The organism is Geodermatophilus amargosae, from assembly GCF_041028265.1.
GTDB lineage: Bacteria > Actinomycetota > Actinomycetes > Mycobacteriales > Geodermatophilaceae > Geodermatophilus > Geodermatophilus amargosae_A.
The window spans coordinates 34,008-49,405 of record NZ_JABGCW010000021.1; the positions used below are offsets into that span (position 1 = coordinate 34,008).

14 protein-coding genes are annotated in these 15,398 nt (G+C 75.9%); 7 read left to right on the forward strand and 7 right to left on the reverse strand.

Going from position 1 to position 15,398, the window contains the following annotated elements:
• Positions 1 to 36: 36 nt before the first annotated feature.
• Positions 37 to 2,601 carry a DNA translocase FtsK gene (locus HLV61_RS21545; RefSeq protein ID WP_369259189.1) on the reverse strand — a complete coding sequence of 855 codons (2,565 nt, stop codon included), beginning with the start codon at positions 2,599 to 2,601 and terminating at the stop codon, positions 37 to 39.
• A 73-nt stretch (positions 2,602 to 2,674) separates the two neighbouring features.
• On the opposite strand from HLV61_RS21545, the gene HLV61_RS21550 reads away from it, so the two are divergent.
• The 3 genes from HLV61_RS21550 to HLV61_RS21560 all read left to right on the forward strand — a co-directional run bounded on the left by HLV61_RS21550 (position 2,675) and on the right by HLV61_RS21560 (position 5,910).
• Positions 2,675 to 4,618: an alpha/beta hydrolase family protein gene (locus HLV61_RS21550; RefSeq protein WP_369259190.1), complete on the forward strand. Its 1,944-nt coding sequence runs from the start codon at positions 2,675 to 2,677 to the stop codon at positions 4,616 to 4,618.
• A 69-nt stretch (positions 4,619 to 4,687) separates the two neighbouring features.
• Positions 4,688 to 5,212, forward strand: coding sequence for a sigma-70 family RNA polymerase sigma factor (locus HLV61_RS21555; protein ID WP_369259192.1), 525 nt, complete (start codon positions 4,688 to 4,690; stop codon positions 5,210 to 5,212).
• On the forward strand, positions 5,209 to 5,910 hold the full coding sequence (locus HLV61_RS21560) for a zf-HC2 domain-containing protein (protein ID WP_369259194.1): 702 nt from the start codon (positions 5,209 to 5,211) through the stop codon (positions 5,908 to 5,910). The genes HLV61_RS21555 and HLV61_RS21560 overlap by 4 nt, the downstream gene beginning before the upstream one ends.
• Before the next feature lie 54 nt (positions 5,911 to 5,964).
• Here the strand turns inward: HLV61_RS21560 and HLV61_RS21565 are convergent, their stop codons facing one another.
• On the reverse strand, positions 5,965 to 7,239 hold the full coding sequence (locus HLV61_RS21565; RefSeq protein WP_369259196.1) for a right-handed parallel beta-helix repeat-containing protein: 1,275 nt from the start codon (positions 7,237 to 7,239) through the stop codon (positions 5,965 to 5,967).
• 188 nt (positions 7,240 to 7,427) lie between these two features.
• On the opposite strand from HLV61_RS21565, the gene HLV61_RS21570 reads away from it, so the two are divergent.
• Entirely contained in the window at positions 7,428 to 8,141 is a 714-nt protein-coding gene (locus HLV61_RS21570; RefSeq protein ID WP_369259198.1) for a CHRD domain-containing protein, read from the forward strand.
• Between the two features lie 2 nt (positions 8,142 to 8,143).
• Entirely contained in the window at positions 8,144 to 8,758 is a 615-nt protein-coding gene (locus HLV61_RS21575) for a class F sortase (protein ID WP_369259200.1), read from the forward strand.
• 9 nt (positions 8,759 to 8,767) lie between these two features.
• On the opposite strand, the gene HLV61_RS21580 is transcribed toward HLV61_RS21575, so the two are convergent.
• Genes HLV61_RS21580 through HLV61_RS21600 form a run of 5 tightly spaced genes read right to left on the reverse strand, consistent with a single transcriptional unit; the run spans position 8,768 to position 13,992 of the window.
• Positions 8,768 to 10,480 carry a ribonuclease J gene (locus HLV61_RS21580; RefSeq protein ID WP_369259202.1) on the reverse strand — a complete coding sequence of 571 codons (1,713 nt, stop codon included), beginning with the start codon at positions 10,478 to 10,480 and terminating at the stop codon, positions 8,768 to 8,770.
• 19 nt (positions 10,481 to 10,499) lie between these two features.
• Positions 10,500 to 11,396, reverse strand: coding sequence for a 4-hydroxy-tetrahydrodipicolinate synthase (gene dapA / locus HLV61_RS21585; protein WP_369259204.1), 897 nt, complete (start codon positions 11,394 to 11,396; stop codon positions 10,500 to 10,502).
• A gap of 10 nt (positions 11,397 to 11,406) precedes the next feature.
• Positions 11,407 to 11,931, reverse strand: a complete 525-nt coding sequence (locus HLV61_RS21590; RefSeq protein ID WP_369259206.1) for a dihydrofolate reductase — start codon at positions 11,929 to 11,931, stop codon at positions 11,407 to 11,409.
• A 4-nt stretch (positions 11,932 to 11,935) separates the two neighbouring features.
• A complete protein-coding gene (locus HLV61_RS21595) occupies positions 11,936 to 12,748 on the reverse strand; it encodes a thymidylate synthase (protein WP_369259208.1) in 813 nt (270 codons plus the stop codon).
• 11 nt (positions 12,749 to 12,759) lie between these two features.
• Positions 12,760 to 13,992, reverse strand: coding sequence for a winged helix-turn-helix domain-containing protein (locus HLV61_RS21600; RefSeq protein ID WP_369259210.1), 1,233 nt, complete (start codon positions 13,990 to 13,992; stop codon positions 12,760 to 12,762).
• A 66-nt stretch (positions 13,993 to 14,058) separates the two neighbouring features.
• Here HLV61_RS21600 and HLV61_RS21605 point away from each other — a divergent pair, with 66 nt between their 5' ends.
• Together HLV61_RS21605 and HLV61_RS21610 are read left to right on the forward strand one after the other, a co-directional pair.
• A complete protein-coding gene (locus HLV61_RS21605) occupies positions 14,059 to 14,643 on the forward strand; it encodes a GNAT family N-acetyltransferase (RefSeq protein ID WP_369259212.1) in 585 nt (194 codons plus the stop codon).
• Positions 14,640 to 15,302: a DUF2461 domain-containing protein gene (locus HLV61_RS21610; RefSeq protein ID WP_369259214.1), complete on the forward strand. Its 663-nt coding sequence runs from the start codon at positions 14,640 to 14,642 to the stop codon at positions 15,300 to 15,302. The genes HLV61_RS21605 and HLV61_RS21610 overlap by 4 nt, the downstream gene beginning before the upstream one ends.
• Positions 15,303 to 15,398: the final 96 nt, after the last annotated feature.

The following is a 15,398-nucleotide window of genomic DNA, read 5'->3' on the forward strand; positions in this document are numbered from 1 at the left end:
CCTGACTCGGCAGGGTGACCCGGCCGGTCCCCCCGCTCAGCCCTCGCCGCCGGGCAGCGTGCCGCCACGCAGCGTGAACATCACCGACTCCAGCTCGTCGGGCTTGACGAGCACGTCGCGGGCCTTGGAGCCCTCCGACGGGCCGACCACGCCGCGGGTCTCCATGAGGTCCATGAGGCGGCCGGCCTTCGCGAAGCCGACCCGCAGCTTGCGCTGCAGCATCGACGTCGACCCGAACTGGCTGGTCACGACGAGCTCGACGGCCTGGCACAGCAGCTCCAGGTCCCCGCCGATGTCCTCGTCGACCTCTCTCTTCTCCCCGGCGGCAGCAGCAGCGCTGAAGACCTCCTCGCGGTACTCCGGCTCGGCCTGCCGCTTGGTGAACTCGACGACCGCCTCGATCTCGGCGTCGGAGACGTAGGCCCCCTGCAGCCGCTGCGGCTTGCCGGCGCCGATCGGCATGAACAGGGCGTCGCCCATGCCGATCAGCTTCTCCGCGCCGGGCTGGTCGAGGATGACCCGGCTGTCGGTGAGGCTGGAGGTCGAGAACGCCAGCCGCGAGGGCACGTTGGCCTTGATCAGGCCGGTGACGACGTCGACCGAGGGCCGCTGCGTGGCCAGGACCAGGTGGATGCCGGCGGCGCGGGCCTTCTGGGTGATCCGCACGATCGACTCCTCGACGTCGCGCGGGGCCACCATCATCAGGTCGGCGAGCTCGTCGACGATCGCGAGGATGTAGGGGTAGGGGCGGTAGACCCGCTCGCTGCCGGGCGGGGCAGTGATCTCGCCGCGCTCGACCTTGCGGTTGAAGTCGTCGATGTGCCGCACGCCGGTGGCCCGCATGTCCTGGTAGCGCTGCTCCATCTCCTCGACCAGCCAGGCCAGCGCGGTGGCGGCCTTCTTGGGGTCGGTGATGATCGGCGTGATCAGGTGCGGGATGCCGTCGTAGGGCGTGAGCTCGACCATCTTCGGGTCGACCAGGATCATCCGCAGCTGCTCGGGGGCGGCCCTCAGCAGCAGCGACGTCAGCAGCGAGTTGATGCACGAGGACTTGCCGGCACCGGTGGCACCGGCGACCAGCAGGTGGGGCATCTTCGCCAGGTTGGCGGTGACGAAGCCGCCCTCGATGTCCTTGCCGAGCCCGACCACCATGGGGTGCGGGTCCTGCTTGGCGACGTGGGAGCGCATGACGTCGCCGAGACTGACCGTCTCCCGGTCGGCGTTGGGCACCTCGATGCCGACGGCGGACTTGCCCGGGATCGGCGCGAGGATGCGGATGTTGTCGTTGGCGACGGCGTAGGCCAGGTTGCGTGCCAGGGCGGTGATCTTCTCGACCTTGACCGCGTTGCCGAGCTCGACCTCGTAGCGGGTGACCGTCGGCCCGCGGGTGTACCCGGTGACGTCCGCGTCGATCGAGAACTGCTCGAGCACCCCGCGGATGGCGTCGACGACCGCGTTGTTGGCCTGCGACTCCTTGCGCGGCGGCGTGCCCGGCCGCAGCAGCGACACCGACGGCAGCGTGTACTCGCCCTCGACCGGCTCGATGCGCAGCTGCTGGGGCTCGGTGACCGGCTCGAGGTCCTCCGGCGGCACCGTGCGGTCCACGACCGGGGCGCGGCGGGCGGGAGCCGGCGGCGCCGGGGGCTCGACGTGCACCGCCGACAGGACGTCGACGGCCGGGACGTGGTCGATCGGTCCGGTGGCGGTCAGGTCGGGCTGGTCCGCCGACAGCGCCTCGGTCAGCGCCGCGGCCTTGGCACGGCGCGGCCGGACCGGCTCGTCCTCCGGCTCCTCGGCGTCGTCCTCGTCGTGGCCGTCCTCGTCGTAGCCGTCCTCGTCCCACTCCCCGTCGTCGCCGGTGACCCGGTCGACGAGGCCACGCAGCCGCTCGGGCACCTGGTGCAGCGGCGTCGCGGTCAGCACGAGCACCGCGAACACCGCGAGCAGGGACAGCAGGACGACGGCGACGACGGCGCCGAGCCCGGCGGTCAGCGGCGTGCCGACCGCCCAGCCGACGAGGCCGCCGGAGCCGGGCCGGCCGCCCACCGGGTCGGCGGGCGTGCCCACGACGGAGGCGATGCCGAGCACCGCGAGGGTGGCGCACAGCCAGCCGATCGCCAGCCGGCCGCGGGCCTCGGGGCGCGGCGCGCGGCGCAGCAGCCGCAGCGCGACGAGGAACAGCAGCGCGGGCAGCACGACAAGCAGCGAGCCGACCACCCAGCGGACGCCGAGGGCCAGCCCGGCACCCACGGGGCCGATGCCGTCGAACCAGGCCGCGGCGCCGAGGACGACGGCGAGACCGAGGACGGCGAGGCCGGCACCGTCGCGGCGGTGCTCCGGCGCGAGCGGCTCGGCCTCCTCCGGGCGGGCGACCGAGCGGGCCAGTCCCCCGGCCCCGCGGGCGACCAGCGACCAGGTGCCCGCGGCGGCCCGCCAGGCGCCGGCGGCCGCGCCCGAGCCCTGCTTCGGGGCGGGCTTGCGAGCGGGCGGCTTGCGGTTGCCGTTGCGGGGGGCCGGCCGCTTGCCGGCCGCCGTCGACCCGGACCGCCCCTTGGGGGCCGAGCCGGCCGGCCGGCGCGAGGGCGTGGTACGGGCAGGCATGCGTCGACGGTAGCCGTCCCCCTGCGTCCTCCCAGGCAGGCGCGGCGTCGTGTCCCCGGCCTACGGTCGCGGCATGCCGACCTCCTCCCCCGTCCCGTACGGCAGCTGGCCGACCCCCGTCACCTCGGCGCTCGTCGTCCGCGCGGCCGCCCGGCTGGGCGAGGTCGCCGTCGACGGGGACGACGTCTGGTGGTCGGAGTCGCGGCCCGGCGAGGGCGGCCGGTCGGCCCTGGTGCGGCGTTCGGCCGACGGCACGGTCACCGACGTCCTCCCCCCGCCGTGGAACGCCCGCACCCGCGTGCACGAGTACGGCGGGGCGGCGTGGACGGTCGCCGGCGGCACGCTCTGGTTCACGCACTTCGACGACCAGCGGCTGTACCGGCTCTCCCCCGGCGACGACGGCCCGGTCGCCGTCACCCCGGAACCCGGGCTGCCGGCCGGCGTCCGCTGGGCCGACCTGACCCCGGCCGGCGACGGGTCGCTGCTCGCCGTCCGCGAGACGCACACCGCCTCCGGTGCCGCGGCCGACGTCGTCAACGAGGTCGTGCGGCTGGGTCCGGACGGCACCGCCGAGGTGGTGGTGTGCGGCCCGGACTTCGTGTCCGACCCGCGGCCCGGCCCCGCCGGGGAGGTGGCCTGGCTGCAGTGGGACCACCCGGCCATGCCGTGGGACGCCGCGCAGCTGGTGGTCCGCGCCGCCGACGGCACCGAGACGGTGGTGGCCGGCGGACCGGGCGAGTCCGCGGTGCAGCCGACCTGGGACGCCGCCGGCACCCTCTGGTTCTGCTGCGACCGCACCGACGTCTGGGCGCTGTGGCGGTGGCGCCCCGGCGGGGAGGCCGAGCCGGCCCTCGACACCGGCACCGAGATCGCCGGGCCGCAGTGGGTCCTCGGCGCGCGGCGCTTCGTACCGCTCCCCGGCGGCGGGGTGGTGGCGGCGGCCGGCGGGGACGGCGGCGACCGGCTGGTCGTGCTCGCGCCGGACGGGTCGACGCGGGACGTGCCGCTGCCCGGCTGGACGGCGCTGGGCTACCTGACCGCGGCCGGCGACGGCGTCGTGTGCGCGGCCGGGAGCCCCGTGCGCGAGCCGGTGGTCCTGCGCGCGGACCTCTCCGGGCAGGCGGAGGTCCTCCGCCCCGCACGGGATCTCGGGCTGGACCCGGCCTGGTTCTCCGTCCCCGAGGACGTGACCTTCCCGACCGAGGAGCGCGACACCGGCATCGCCGAGGCGCACGCCGTCGTCTACCCGCCCGCCAACCCGGAGGCCACCGCCCCCGACGGCGAGCTGCCGCCGCTGATCGTCATGGTGCACGGCGGCCCGACCTCGGCCCACGCCCGCGGGCTGGACCCGGGGATCCAGTACTTCACCTCCCGCGGCTTCTGCGTCGCGCACGTCGACCACCGCGGCTCCACCGGCCACGGCCGCCGCTACCGCGACGCGCTGCAGGGCCGGTGGGGCGTCGTCGACCTCGACGACGTCGTCGCCTGCGCCCGGCACCTCGCCGACGCCGGGCGCGTGGATCCCGCGCGCATGGCCATCCGCGGCGGCTCGGCCGGCGGCTACACGACGCTGGCCGCGCTCACCCTCCGCCCCGGCGTCTTCACCGCCGGGGCGAGCCACTTCGGGGTGGCCGACCTCGGCGCGCTCGCCGCGGACACGCACAAGTTCGAGTCCCGCTACCTCGACGGGCTCGTGGCGCCGTGGCCCGCCGGGGCCGACGTGTACGCGGAGCGCTCCCCCCTCACGCACGTCGACGCCCTCGACACCCCGCTGGCGGTGTTCCAGGGCGCCGAGGACCGCGTCGTCCCGCCGGAGCAGGCGGAGGTGATGGTGGCGGCGCTGCGGGACAAGGGCGTGCCGCACGCCCACCTGCTCTTCGAGGGCGAGCAGCACGGCTTCCGGCGGGCGGCGAACATCCGGGCCGCGCTCGACGGGGAGCTGTCCTTCTACGCGCAGGTGTGGGGCTTCGACCTCCCGGCGGAGGAGGGGATCGCCCCGATCGAGGTCGTCCGCTGACAGGGTGAACGGCGGCGGCCCCGCCGCCGTACGTCCTGCTGGACCGGGAAGCAGACCTCGGAGGTGGGGATGGCACGGCGGTCACCGGCGCCGGCGCCGCTGGACGTGCGGGCGGCCTACGCCGCGCACGGCGCGGAGCTCTACCGCTTCGCGCTGCGCCAGCTCGGCGACGGCGGCGCGGCGCAGGACGTCGTCCAGGAGGTGTTCCTGCGGGCCTGGCGCGCCTCCGACTCCTACGACCCGCAGTTGGCCAGCCTGCGCACCTGGCTGTTCGCCATCGCGCGCAACGTCGTCGTCGACGAGGCGCGCCGGTTCGCCGTCCGGCCGTGGCAGCGCGAGCTGACCGACGACCCGGCGGCGACACCGCAGGCGGCCGCCGACGACCGGCTGGTGGACGCCTGGGTGGTCGAGGAGGCGCTGCGCCGGATCGGCGCCGAGCACCGCACCGCGATCGTGCAGACGCACCTGCGCGGCCGGCCCCACGGCGAGGTGGCCGCCGAGCTGGGGATCCCGGTCGGCACGTTGCGCAGCCGGGTGTTCTACGGGCTCAAGGCACTGCGCCTGGCCCTCGACGAGATGGGGGTGGAGCCGTGAGCCGGGCCGACGGGGAGCACCGGGAGCTGCGTGAGCTGCTCGGGGCCGCCGCGCTGGGTGCTCTCGAGCCCGCCGAGCAGGACCGGCTGCAGGCCCACCTCGACGGCTGCCCGTCCTGCCGCGCGGAGCTGGCCGAGCTGACCCCGCTGGCCGCGCGGCTGGCCGCGGTCGATCCCGACGCCCTCGACGAGACGCCCACCCCGCCGCCGGGGCTCGGGGCTGCCGTGCTGGCGCGGATCGCCGCGGAGGAGCAGCGCGGCGGCCCGCCCCGGCACCGCGCCACCCCGCTCTCCCGCCGTCGCCGGGCGCTGCGCCCGGTCCTCGCCGGCGCCACGGTCGTGGGCGTGGCCGCCGCCGGCGCGGCGGTCGGCTGGCTGGCCCGGCCGGTGCCCGATCCCCCGCCGCTGGAGCCCGTGTCGGTGCAGGCGGTGGACCCCGGCGTCGAGGCCCGCGCGGACCTGGTGCCGCACACCTGGGGCGTGGAGGTCCGGCTCACCGGTACCGGCTTCGCCGACGGCGAGGTCTACCGGGTGGCGGTCACCGACGACGGCGGCCGCGAGGTGCCGGCCGGGGAGTTCCTCGGCGTCGGCGGTGCGGAGCTGCGGTGCAATCTCAGCTCCGCGGTGCTGCGGGACGACGCCGTCGGCTTCGAGGTCGTCGACGACGACGGCGACGTGGTGGCCCGGTCGGACTTCTGACCGCACGACAGGGGGGCGCCTCCCCGTGGCCGGCGCCCCCCTGCGCTGTGCGGGTCAGGCCTCGCCGGCGACCCGCTGCCCGTCGACGGTGAAGCCGGTGCCGGCGCCGTCCTGGAACACGTCCGGGCCGACCGGGGCGGTGTTGCCGCTGATCCGGGTGCGGGTGACGGTCATGGTCCCGGCCTCGGAGTTCCAGAGGCCGCCGCCCTCGTTGGCCGCGCGGTTGCCGGTGACGGTGCCGCGGTCGATGCGCACGGTGCCGGCGCCGGTGAGGTGCAGGCCGCCGCCGTTGCCCGGGGCCGCGCCGGTGGTGTTGCCGGTCAGCGTGGTGCGCTCGAGCGTCGTCGTCCCGCCGAGGGCCTCGATGCCGCCGCCGGCCCGCCGGGCGTCGTTGCCGTCGACGACGGAGCGGGTGACGGTCAGGGTGCCCGCGTGGGTGAACAGGCCGCCGCCGGAGCCCGCCGCGCCGTTCGCGGAGTTGCCGCGGACCTCGCTGCGGTCGACGGTGAGCGAGCCGCCGTCGTTGAACAGGCCGCCGCCGCCGTTGTCACTCGCCGCGCCGCTGGCGGTGTTGCCGCTGATCGTGCTGCGGCTGACCGTCATGGTGCCGGTGGCGGAGTTCCACAGGCCGCCGCCCTCGGAGGCCGCCGTGTTGCCGGTGACCGTGCTGCGCTCGACGTGCACGGTGCCGGCGCCGGTCAGGTGCAGGCCGCCGCCGTTGCCGGGTGCGGCGCCGGTGCCGTTGGACGACAGGGTCGAGCGGGTGACGGTCGTCGTCGAGCCCGCGAGGGCCTCGATGCCGCCGCCGGCGCGCGTGGCGGTGTTGGCGGTGATCGTGCTGCCCTCGACGACGAGCGTGCCCGCGTTGAGGACGCCGCCGCCGGAGGCCCCGCCGGTGGTGCCCGGGGTGCCGGCGATCCGGCCGCCGGTGACCGTGACGTCCCGCAGGGTCAGCGAGCCGCCCGGCCGGACGTCGAACACCCGGTCCAGGCCCGCCGCGTCGACGGTGGCGCCCCGGCCCTCGAGGACCAGGCGACCGGTGACGTCGAGGTCCCCGGCGGCCGCGGTGTCGTCGGTGCCGGCCAGCGCGAGGCGGTACACGCGGTCGGACAGCACCACCGTGCCCGAGCCGGAGGCGTTGGCCGCCTGCACGGCGGCGCGCAGGGAGCCGGCGCCGGAGTCCCCGGTGGTCGTGACGGCGGTCCCGCCCGGGTGAGGTGCGCCGGAGCCGCCCGGTCCGCCGGCCGCGGCCGGGGTCGCGGCGAGCAGGAGCAGGGCGAAGGCCGACGCGCCGGCCGCGGTGCCGGCGCGCAGGGTCGTGGGTCGCATGGGAGTCCCCTCGATGAGCGGCGCCCGCCAGTCGGGAGCCGCGCACGAGGGGGTACGGCCGTGGCCGGCGTCCCGTTCACGACCGTGGCACCTCTCGTCCGGAGGGGCCCTGCCGCCGCCCCTGAACGGCCGGACCACCGGCGCCGTACCTCCTGGTGACCACCGTCACCACCTGCGAGGAGCACCCCGTGTCCCGATCCCACCACTCCCTGGCCCGCGCCGCGATCGTCACCGGCGTCGCCGGCGCCGTCGCCCTGGTCGGTGCCGGCAGTGCCTCCGCGGAGACCGAGGTGGCCGAGCCGGCCACCTTCACCAGCGCCTTCACGGCGATGGCGACGCCCGCCGCGGTCGTCGACCCCGACGGCGTCCCCACCCCGGGCACGCCGGGCGCCACGGGGACCTTCACGTACCGGATCAACTCCGACCTGGAGATCATCTGCTACGACATCAGCCTCTCCGGGGTGACGCCGCCCTTCCAGAGCCCGGCCAAGACGGCCACGCACGTGCACCAGGCGGCCGCCGGGGAGCCCGGGCCGCCGCGGATCGCGTTCCCGGACCCGGAGGACGACGGCTCGGGCCGGCTGGTGAGCAGTGGCTGCCTGCAGGGGCCGTTCACCACCGGCGTGGTGACCGACGGGGCCGACACCGGCGCCGGTTTCACCCTCGCGCAGATCGAGGCCGACCCGTCGTCCTTCGCCACCGACACCCACACCACCGCCTCACCGGCCGGGGCCGTGCGCGGCCAGCTGACGGCGATCCCCGTCGGCGGCGTCGAGACCGGTGCCGGCGGGACGGCGGAGGACGCCGCGGGCGGAACGGCGCTGCTCTCGGTCGCCGGACTCGGTGCGCTGGCCGTCGCCGGCGGGATCGCGGTGCGCCGCCGCGCGACGACCGGCGCCTGAGGATGCGCCCCGGCCGCGCGCTGGCGCTGGCGGCGACGGCGGCGGTGCTCGCCGGCTGCGCCGCCCCGGGCGCGGCCGGGTCGGCCGCTCCCCCACCGCCTCCCGCACCGGCGGTCCCGTCCGCCCCGGACCCCGGGCCGGGCGGGCCGGTCGTCGTCGACCCGGCCACCGTGCCGGAGCCGGTCGCGGTCTCGGTGCCCGCCATCGGGGTGCGCGGCGACCTCCTCGACCTCGGCGTCCTCCCTGACGGCACGGCCGAGGTGCCCGCCGACTTCGACCGGGTCGGCTGGGTCACCGGCGGAGGCCGGCCGGGGGCGCGCGGTCCGACCGTGCTGCTCGGGCACGTCGACTCCACCGCCGGTCCGGCCGTCTTCTCCGGCCTGCGCGACCTCGGCCCCGGGGACGTCGTCGAGGTGACCGTCGCCGACGGCTCGGTGGCGCGGTACGAGGTCGTCGGCAGCGACCGGTTCCCGAAGGACTCGTTCCCCACCGCGGCCGTCTTCGGGGCCACCTCCGACGACGTGCTCCGGCTGGTGACCTGCACGGGCGCGTTCGACCACGACGCCCGCAGCTACGCCGACAACCTCGTCGTCACCGCCGTCCGCGCCGAGGGGTGAGGGCTCCCCTCACACCTCGAGGACGGTCGGGATGATCATGGGGCGGCGGCGGTAGGTGTCGGACACCCACTTGCCGACGGTCCGGCGGATCGACTGCGACAGCCGGTGGGCGTCCCGCTGACCGTCGGCGAGGTCCCGCTTGAGGTTCGTCTCGACCAGGTGCAGCACCTCGTCGAAGGCGGTGGGGTCGTCGGAGAAGCCGCGGGTGGACAGGTGCACCGGCCGCACGATCGTGCCGGTCGAGGGCTCGATCACCACGGTGAGCGCCACGAAGCCCTCGTCGCCGAGGATCCGCCGCTCCTGCAGCGACTCCTCGCCGACGTCGCCGACGTTGAGCCCGTCGACGTAGACGTTGCCCACCGGCACCGACCCGGTGATCGAGGCCTTGCCGTCGACCAGGTCCACGACGACGCCGTCCTCGGCGAGCAGCACCCGGTCGGCGGCCATGCCGGTCTGCTCGGCCAGCGCGGCGTGCGCGCGCAGGTGGCGCCACTCGCCGTGCACAGGCATGAGGTAGCGGGGCTTGGCCACGTTGAGCAGGGTGCGCAGCTCGCCGGCCGGCGCGTGCCCGGAGACGTGCACCATCGCCGTCTCCTTGTGCACCACGGTGGCGCCCAGCCGCGCCAGCCCGTTGATGACCTTGTAGACGGCGGTCTCGTTGCCGGGCACCAGCGAGGACGCCAGCACGATCGTGTCGCCGGCCACGATGGTGACCTGGTGGTGCTCGCCGCGGGCCATGCGCCCGAGCGCCGACAGCGGCTCGCCCTGCGACCCGGTGCTGATCAGCACGACCTGCTCCGGGGGCATCGCCGTCGCCTCGTCGAGCTTGACCATCAGCCCCGGCGCCACCCGCAGGAGCCCGAGGTCCTGGGCCACGCCCATGTTGCGCACCATCGAGCGGCCGACGAGGGCGACCTTCCGGCCGTGCGTCTCGGCGGCGTCGAGCACCTGCTGGATGCGGTGCACGTGGCTGGCGAAGCTGGAGACGATCAGCCGCTGCGTCGCGCGGCGGAACACGTCCTCGAGCACCGGGCCGATGTTGCGCTCGGGGACGACGAACCCGGGCACCTCGGCGTTGGTGGAGTCGGCCAGCAGCAGGTCGATGCCCTCCAGGCCCAGCCGGGCGAAGGCACCGAGGTCGGTGAGGACGCCGTCGAGCGGCAGCTGGTCCATCTTGAAGTCGCCGGTGTGCACCAGCACGCCCGCGGGCGTGTGGACGGCGACGGCGAGCGCGTCGGGGATCGAGTGGTTCACCGAGATGAACTCGCAGTGGAACGGCCCGGCGAGGTGGTCGTCGCCCGCGGCCACCTCGACCAACGTCGGGACCAGCCGGTGCTCGCGGAGCTTGGCCGCCACCAGGGCGAGGGTGAACCGCGAGCCGACCAGCGGGATGTCCCCGCGCAGCCGCAGCAGGTAGGGGATCGCGCCGATGTGGTCCTCGTGCCCGTGGGTGAGGACGACGGCGACGACGTCGTCGAGGCGGTGCTCGATGATCCCGAAGTCCGGGAGGATCAGGTCGACGCCGGGCTGCTCGGCCTCGGGGAAGAGCACGCCGCAGTCGATGACGAGCAGCTTGCCCTCGAACTCGAGGACGGCCATGTTGCGGCCGATCTCGCCGAGGCCGCCGAGCGCCATGACGCGCAGGCCGCCGGCGGGCAGCGGCGGCGGCGTCGTGAGGTCGAGGTGCGGCTGGCCGGCGGTGCCGGCGGTGCTGACGGTCACGGGGTCGTGCTCACGGGACTCACAGGGAGATGCCTCCGTCGGCGAGGTCGGCGCGCAGCTGCGCGATCTGCTCGGGCGTGGCGTCGACCAGCGGTGGGCGCACGGGGCCCGCGGGCAGCCCCATCTCGCGCAGCGCGGCCTTCGCCAGGATGACGCCCTGGGTGCGGAAGATGCCGGTGTAGACCGGCAGCAGGCTCTCGTTGAGCTCGCGGGCCTTCGCGAGGTCGCCGGACTCGACCGCGGCGATCAGCTCGGCCAGCCTCGGGCCGACGAGGTGCCCGGCGACGCTCACCACGCCGACCGCACCGACCGCCAGCATCGGCAGGTTGAGCATGTCCTCGCCGCAGTAGTAGGCGAGGTCGGTGCGCGCCAGCGTCCAGGCGAGGGCGCCGAAGTCGCCCTTGGCGTCCTTCACCGCGACGATGCGCGGGTGCTCCGCGGCGCGGACCAGCGTCTCGACCTCGATGGGCACCACCGAGCGCGGCGGGATGTCGTAGAGCATCACCGGCAGGTCGGTGGAGTCGGCGACCGAGGTGAAGTGCCGCAGCAGGCCGGCCTGCGGCGGCTTGTTGTAGTAGGGCGTCACGACCAGCAGGCCGTGCGCGCCGAGCCGCTCGGCCCGGCGGGCGTTGTCGATGGTGTGCGCGGTGTCGTTCGTGCCGACCCCCGCGACGACGACCGCGCGGTCGCCCACCGCGTCGAGGACCGACTCCAGGACCGCGGACTGCTCGCCGTCGCTGAGCGTCGGCGCCTCACCGGTCGTGCCGAGCACGACCAGGCCGTCGTGGGCCTGCCGGTCCACCAGGTGCGCGGCCAGTTCCTGGGCCCCCGCGAGGTCGATCGAGCCGTCCTCGGCGAACGGGGTCACCATCGCCGTCAGCACGCGCCCGAAGGGCCGGGCGGGGTCGGTGGTCATGCGGTCGAATCTACCGACCGTCCGCGGGCGCGCCCGGTCCGGCAACGGGCGCGCGCCCGTACTCGGTGACGGCGTAGCGCAGCCCCGTCGCCGAGGTGGCCCACCCGCCCTCCGGCGTGCGGACGACGGGCCGCCATACGGGGTCGAGGACGGGGGCGTGGGTGTCGCCGTCGACGGCCAGGTCGACGGCGGTGACCACCAGCCGGTCGGCGTGCGGGAGGAACGCCGCGTACACCGCGGCGCCGCCGATCACCCAGCAGTCGGGGTGCGCGGCGAGCACCTCCTCCACCGAGCCGGCCCGCTCCGCGCCGTCGTCGCGCCAGGTGGGGTCGCGGGTGAGCACGACGTTGTGCCGGCCGGGCAGCGGGCGGTTGCGCCCGGGCAGCGACTCCCAGGTCCGCCGCCCCATGACGACGGTCGCCCCGGAGGTGAGCTCCTTGAACAGCCGCAGGTCCTCGGGCAGGCGCCAGGGCAGCCGCCCGTCGGCGCCGATGACCCCGCCGTGCGCCTGCGCCCAGATCAGCCGGACGGGCACCCGGTCAGACCGCGACCGCGGCGCGGATGGCCGGGTGCGGGTCGTAGCCGCGCAGCGTGAAGTCCTCGAAGCGGTGGTCGAACAGCGACCGCGCCGGGGCGATCTCCAGCGCCGGGAAGGGCCGGACCTCGCGGGAGAGCTGCTCGCGGACCTGCTCGACGTGGTTGCTGTAGACGTGGCAGTCGCCGCCGACCCAGATGAACTCCCCCGGGCGCAGGCCCGCCTGGGCGGCGACCATCCGGGTGAGCAGCGCGTAGCCGGCGATGTTGAAGGGGACGCCGAGGAACAGGTCGGCGCTGCGCTGGTAGAGCTGGCAGGACAGCCGGCCGTCGTGCACGGCGAACTGGAACAGCGCGTGGCAGGGGGCCAGCGCCATCTCCGGCAGCGCGGCGACGTTCCACGCCGACACCACCATGCGCCGGGAGTCGGGGTCGGTGCGCAGCGTGTCGAGGACGCCCTGCAGCTGGTCGATCGTCCCGCCGTCGGGCGCCGGCCAGGAGCGCCACTGCACGCCGTAGACCGGCCCGAGGTCGCCGGCCGGGTCGGCCCACTCGTCCCAGATGCTGACGCCGTGCTCCTGCAGCCAGCGGACGTTGCCGTCGCCGCGGAGGAACCACAGCAGCTCGACGGCGACCGAGCGGAAGTGCACCTTCTTCGTGGTGACCAGCGGGAACGACGTCGAGAGGTCGTACCGGAGCCGCTCGCCGAAGGTGCTCACCGTGCCGGTGCCCGTGCGGTCGGACTTCGGCGTCCCCGTCTCGAGGACCCGTCGCAGGAGGTCCTCGTACTGCGTGTCGACCGCTCCGGTGCTCCCCACGGCGGCCCAGCCTAGGCGACGTCGGCGCCGGCACCGGCCAGGGCGGCGGGGAGGTCGGCCGCGAGGTCGCCCCGCTCGGCCACGGCGACGGCGTCGAGCTCCAGCCAGCCGGCCATGAGCCGCAGCTCGGCGGCCAGCGCGGCGCGGACCTCGGCGCGGTCGACGCCGTCCTCGGCGTGCGCCGCCTGCACGCGGAGGACGCCGGCCTGCCGGTCGGCCTTGAGGTCGACCCGGGCCACCAGCCGGTCCCCGAGGAGGAACGGCAGCACGTAGTAGCCGTGCACCCGCTGTGCGGCGGGCGTGTAGATCTCCAGGCGGTACCGGAAGCCGAAGAGTCGCTCCACCCGCGGCCGCTCCCACACCAGCGAGTCGAACGGCGACAGCAGGGCGCGGGCGCGGATCCACCGCGGCCGGCGGGCGGCCGGGTCCAGCCAGGCGGGCGCGCCCCACCCGGCCACCTCGACGGGGAGCAGCTGGCCGGCGTCGGCCAGCTCGGCGATCGCCTGGCGGGCCTGGGCCGGGCGCAGCCGGAAGTAGTCGCGCAGGTCGCGCTCGGTGGCCACGCCCAGTGCCCGCGCGGCGGTGCGGACGAGCTCGCGGACGGCGTCGGCGGGCTCGGGCGTCGGCGTCTGCACGACGGCGGCGGGCAGGACCCGCTCGGTGAGGTCGTAGACCCGCTCGAACGACGTCGTCCGCGCCCGTGCCGTGAGGACGCCGGTGTAGAAGAGCCATTCGAGCGCGACCTTGCCGGCGTGCCAGTTCCACATCGACCCGGGCCGGTCGGGACGGGCCTCGCCGAGCTCGCTGGCCCGGACCGGCCCCGCCTCGCGCACCCGGTCGAGCACCTCGGCCACGTAGCCGGGCCGCTCGCGCTGGATGCGGACCATCGACCCCCACGCCTGCTCCTCCGCGGCGGCCATCCGCCAGCGCAGGTACGGGTGCAGCCGGACGGGCAGGAAGGACGCCTCGTGCGCCCAGAACTCGAACAGCTCGTGACGGCGGGCGGTGAAGTCGTCGAGGACCGACCGCCGGTAGGCGCCGAGCCGGCTGAACGCCGGCAGGTAGTGCGAGCGGGAGACGACGTTCACCGAGTCGATCTGGACGACGGCGAGCCGGTCGGTCATCCGCCGCAGCTGCCGGCTGTCGACGACGCCGGCCGGACGCGGGTCGGCGAAGCCCTGCGCGGCCAGCGCGATGCGCCGGGCGAGGGCGGCGGGGAGCCGGTCGGCGACGGGTGCGGGCACGCCGCCGATCCTGCCGTGCACCGCTGACGGTCCGCCTCCCTCGCCCGCCGACCTAGGCTGCCCCGCGTGGACCCCGGCTCCCCCTTCCCGCGCCTGACCGGCACCGCCGACGTGTCGGTGCGCCCGGCGGTCGCCGGGGACGCCGTCGCGGTGGCCCGCGTGCAGGGCGAGACCTGGCGGACGGCCTATCGCGACGTCCTGCCCGCCTCCGTGCTCGAGGCCTGGGACGCCGCGGACGCCGAGGCCGCGTGGTCCGCGGCCATCGCCACCCCGCCCACCCCCGCACACGGCGTCCTCGTGGCCCTCGACGGCAACCGGGTGGTGGGCTTCGCCGCCTACGGGCCGCCGGAGCTCGCTCCGGGCGAGCAGCCCGACCCCGCCGGTCCCACGACCGAGCTCGCCGTCCTGCTGGTCGAGCCCCGGTGGGGACGGCGCGGTCACGGCAGCCGGTTGCTGGCCGCGGTCGCCGACCTGGCCGCCGGCAACGGGACGGCGCGGCTGACCACCTGGGTGGCCGAGGGCGACCGGGTCACCGCGGACTTCCTCGACTCGGCCGGCTGGGGCCCGGACGGCTGGGCACGGACGCTCGACGCCGCGGGCACGCCGCTGCGCGAGCTCCGCTGGCACGCGCTCCTGGGGGGAGAGGGATGACGTTCCAGGGCTTCCCGGACGAGGGCCTGGTGTTCTACGAGGGCCTCGAGGCCGACAACTCGAAGACGTACTGGACCCGCCACCGCGCCGCCTACGACGCCTGCGTGCGGGCGCCGATGCAGGCACTCGTCGACGCACTGGCCGCGGAGTTCGGCCCGGGGAAGCTGTTCCGCCCGTACCGGGACGTGCGCTTCAGCAACGACAAGACGCCGTACAAGACGCACCAGGGCGCGGTCGCGCACCAGGAGGGGCGCGGCGCCGGGGCCTGCTACGTGGAGATCTCCGCCGAGGGGCTGCGGGTGGCCGGGGGTGCGTGGCGGCTGGAGTCCGACCAGGTGGAGCGCTACCGGCGGGCCGTGGCCGACGACGTGCAGGGCCCGCGGCTGCGTGCCGAGGTGGACCGTCTGGCCGCCGCCGGCTGGAGCATCGATGGCGACCGTCTCACGCGGGTCCCCAAGGGCTACGAGGTCGACGACGGCCGTGCCGGCCTGTTGCGTCACCGCTCGTTGCACGCGGGCCGGCTGTTCGAGTACGCCGACTGGCTGCACGGCCCCGAGGCGCTCGAGCGTGTGCGGACGTCGTGGCGGGACCTGACGGCGCTCAACGCCTGGCTCGCCGACAACGTCGGGGCGACGACCAAGGAGGTCCGGCGCCGCTGATCCGCGGATCCGCGCCGTTCTGGTCCGTGTGTTTTCCGGGCATGCGCAGGCAGGGCCCCCACCGGATGGTGGGGGCCCTGTCTGGGAATGGTTGTC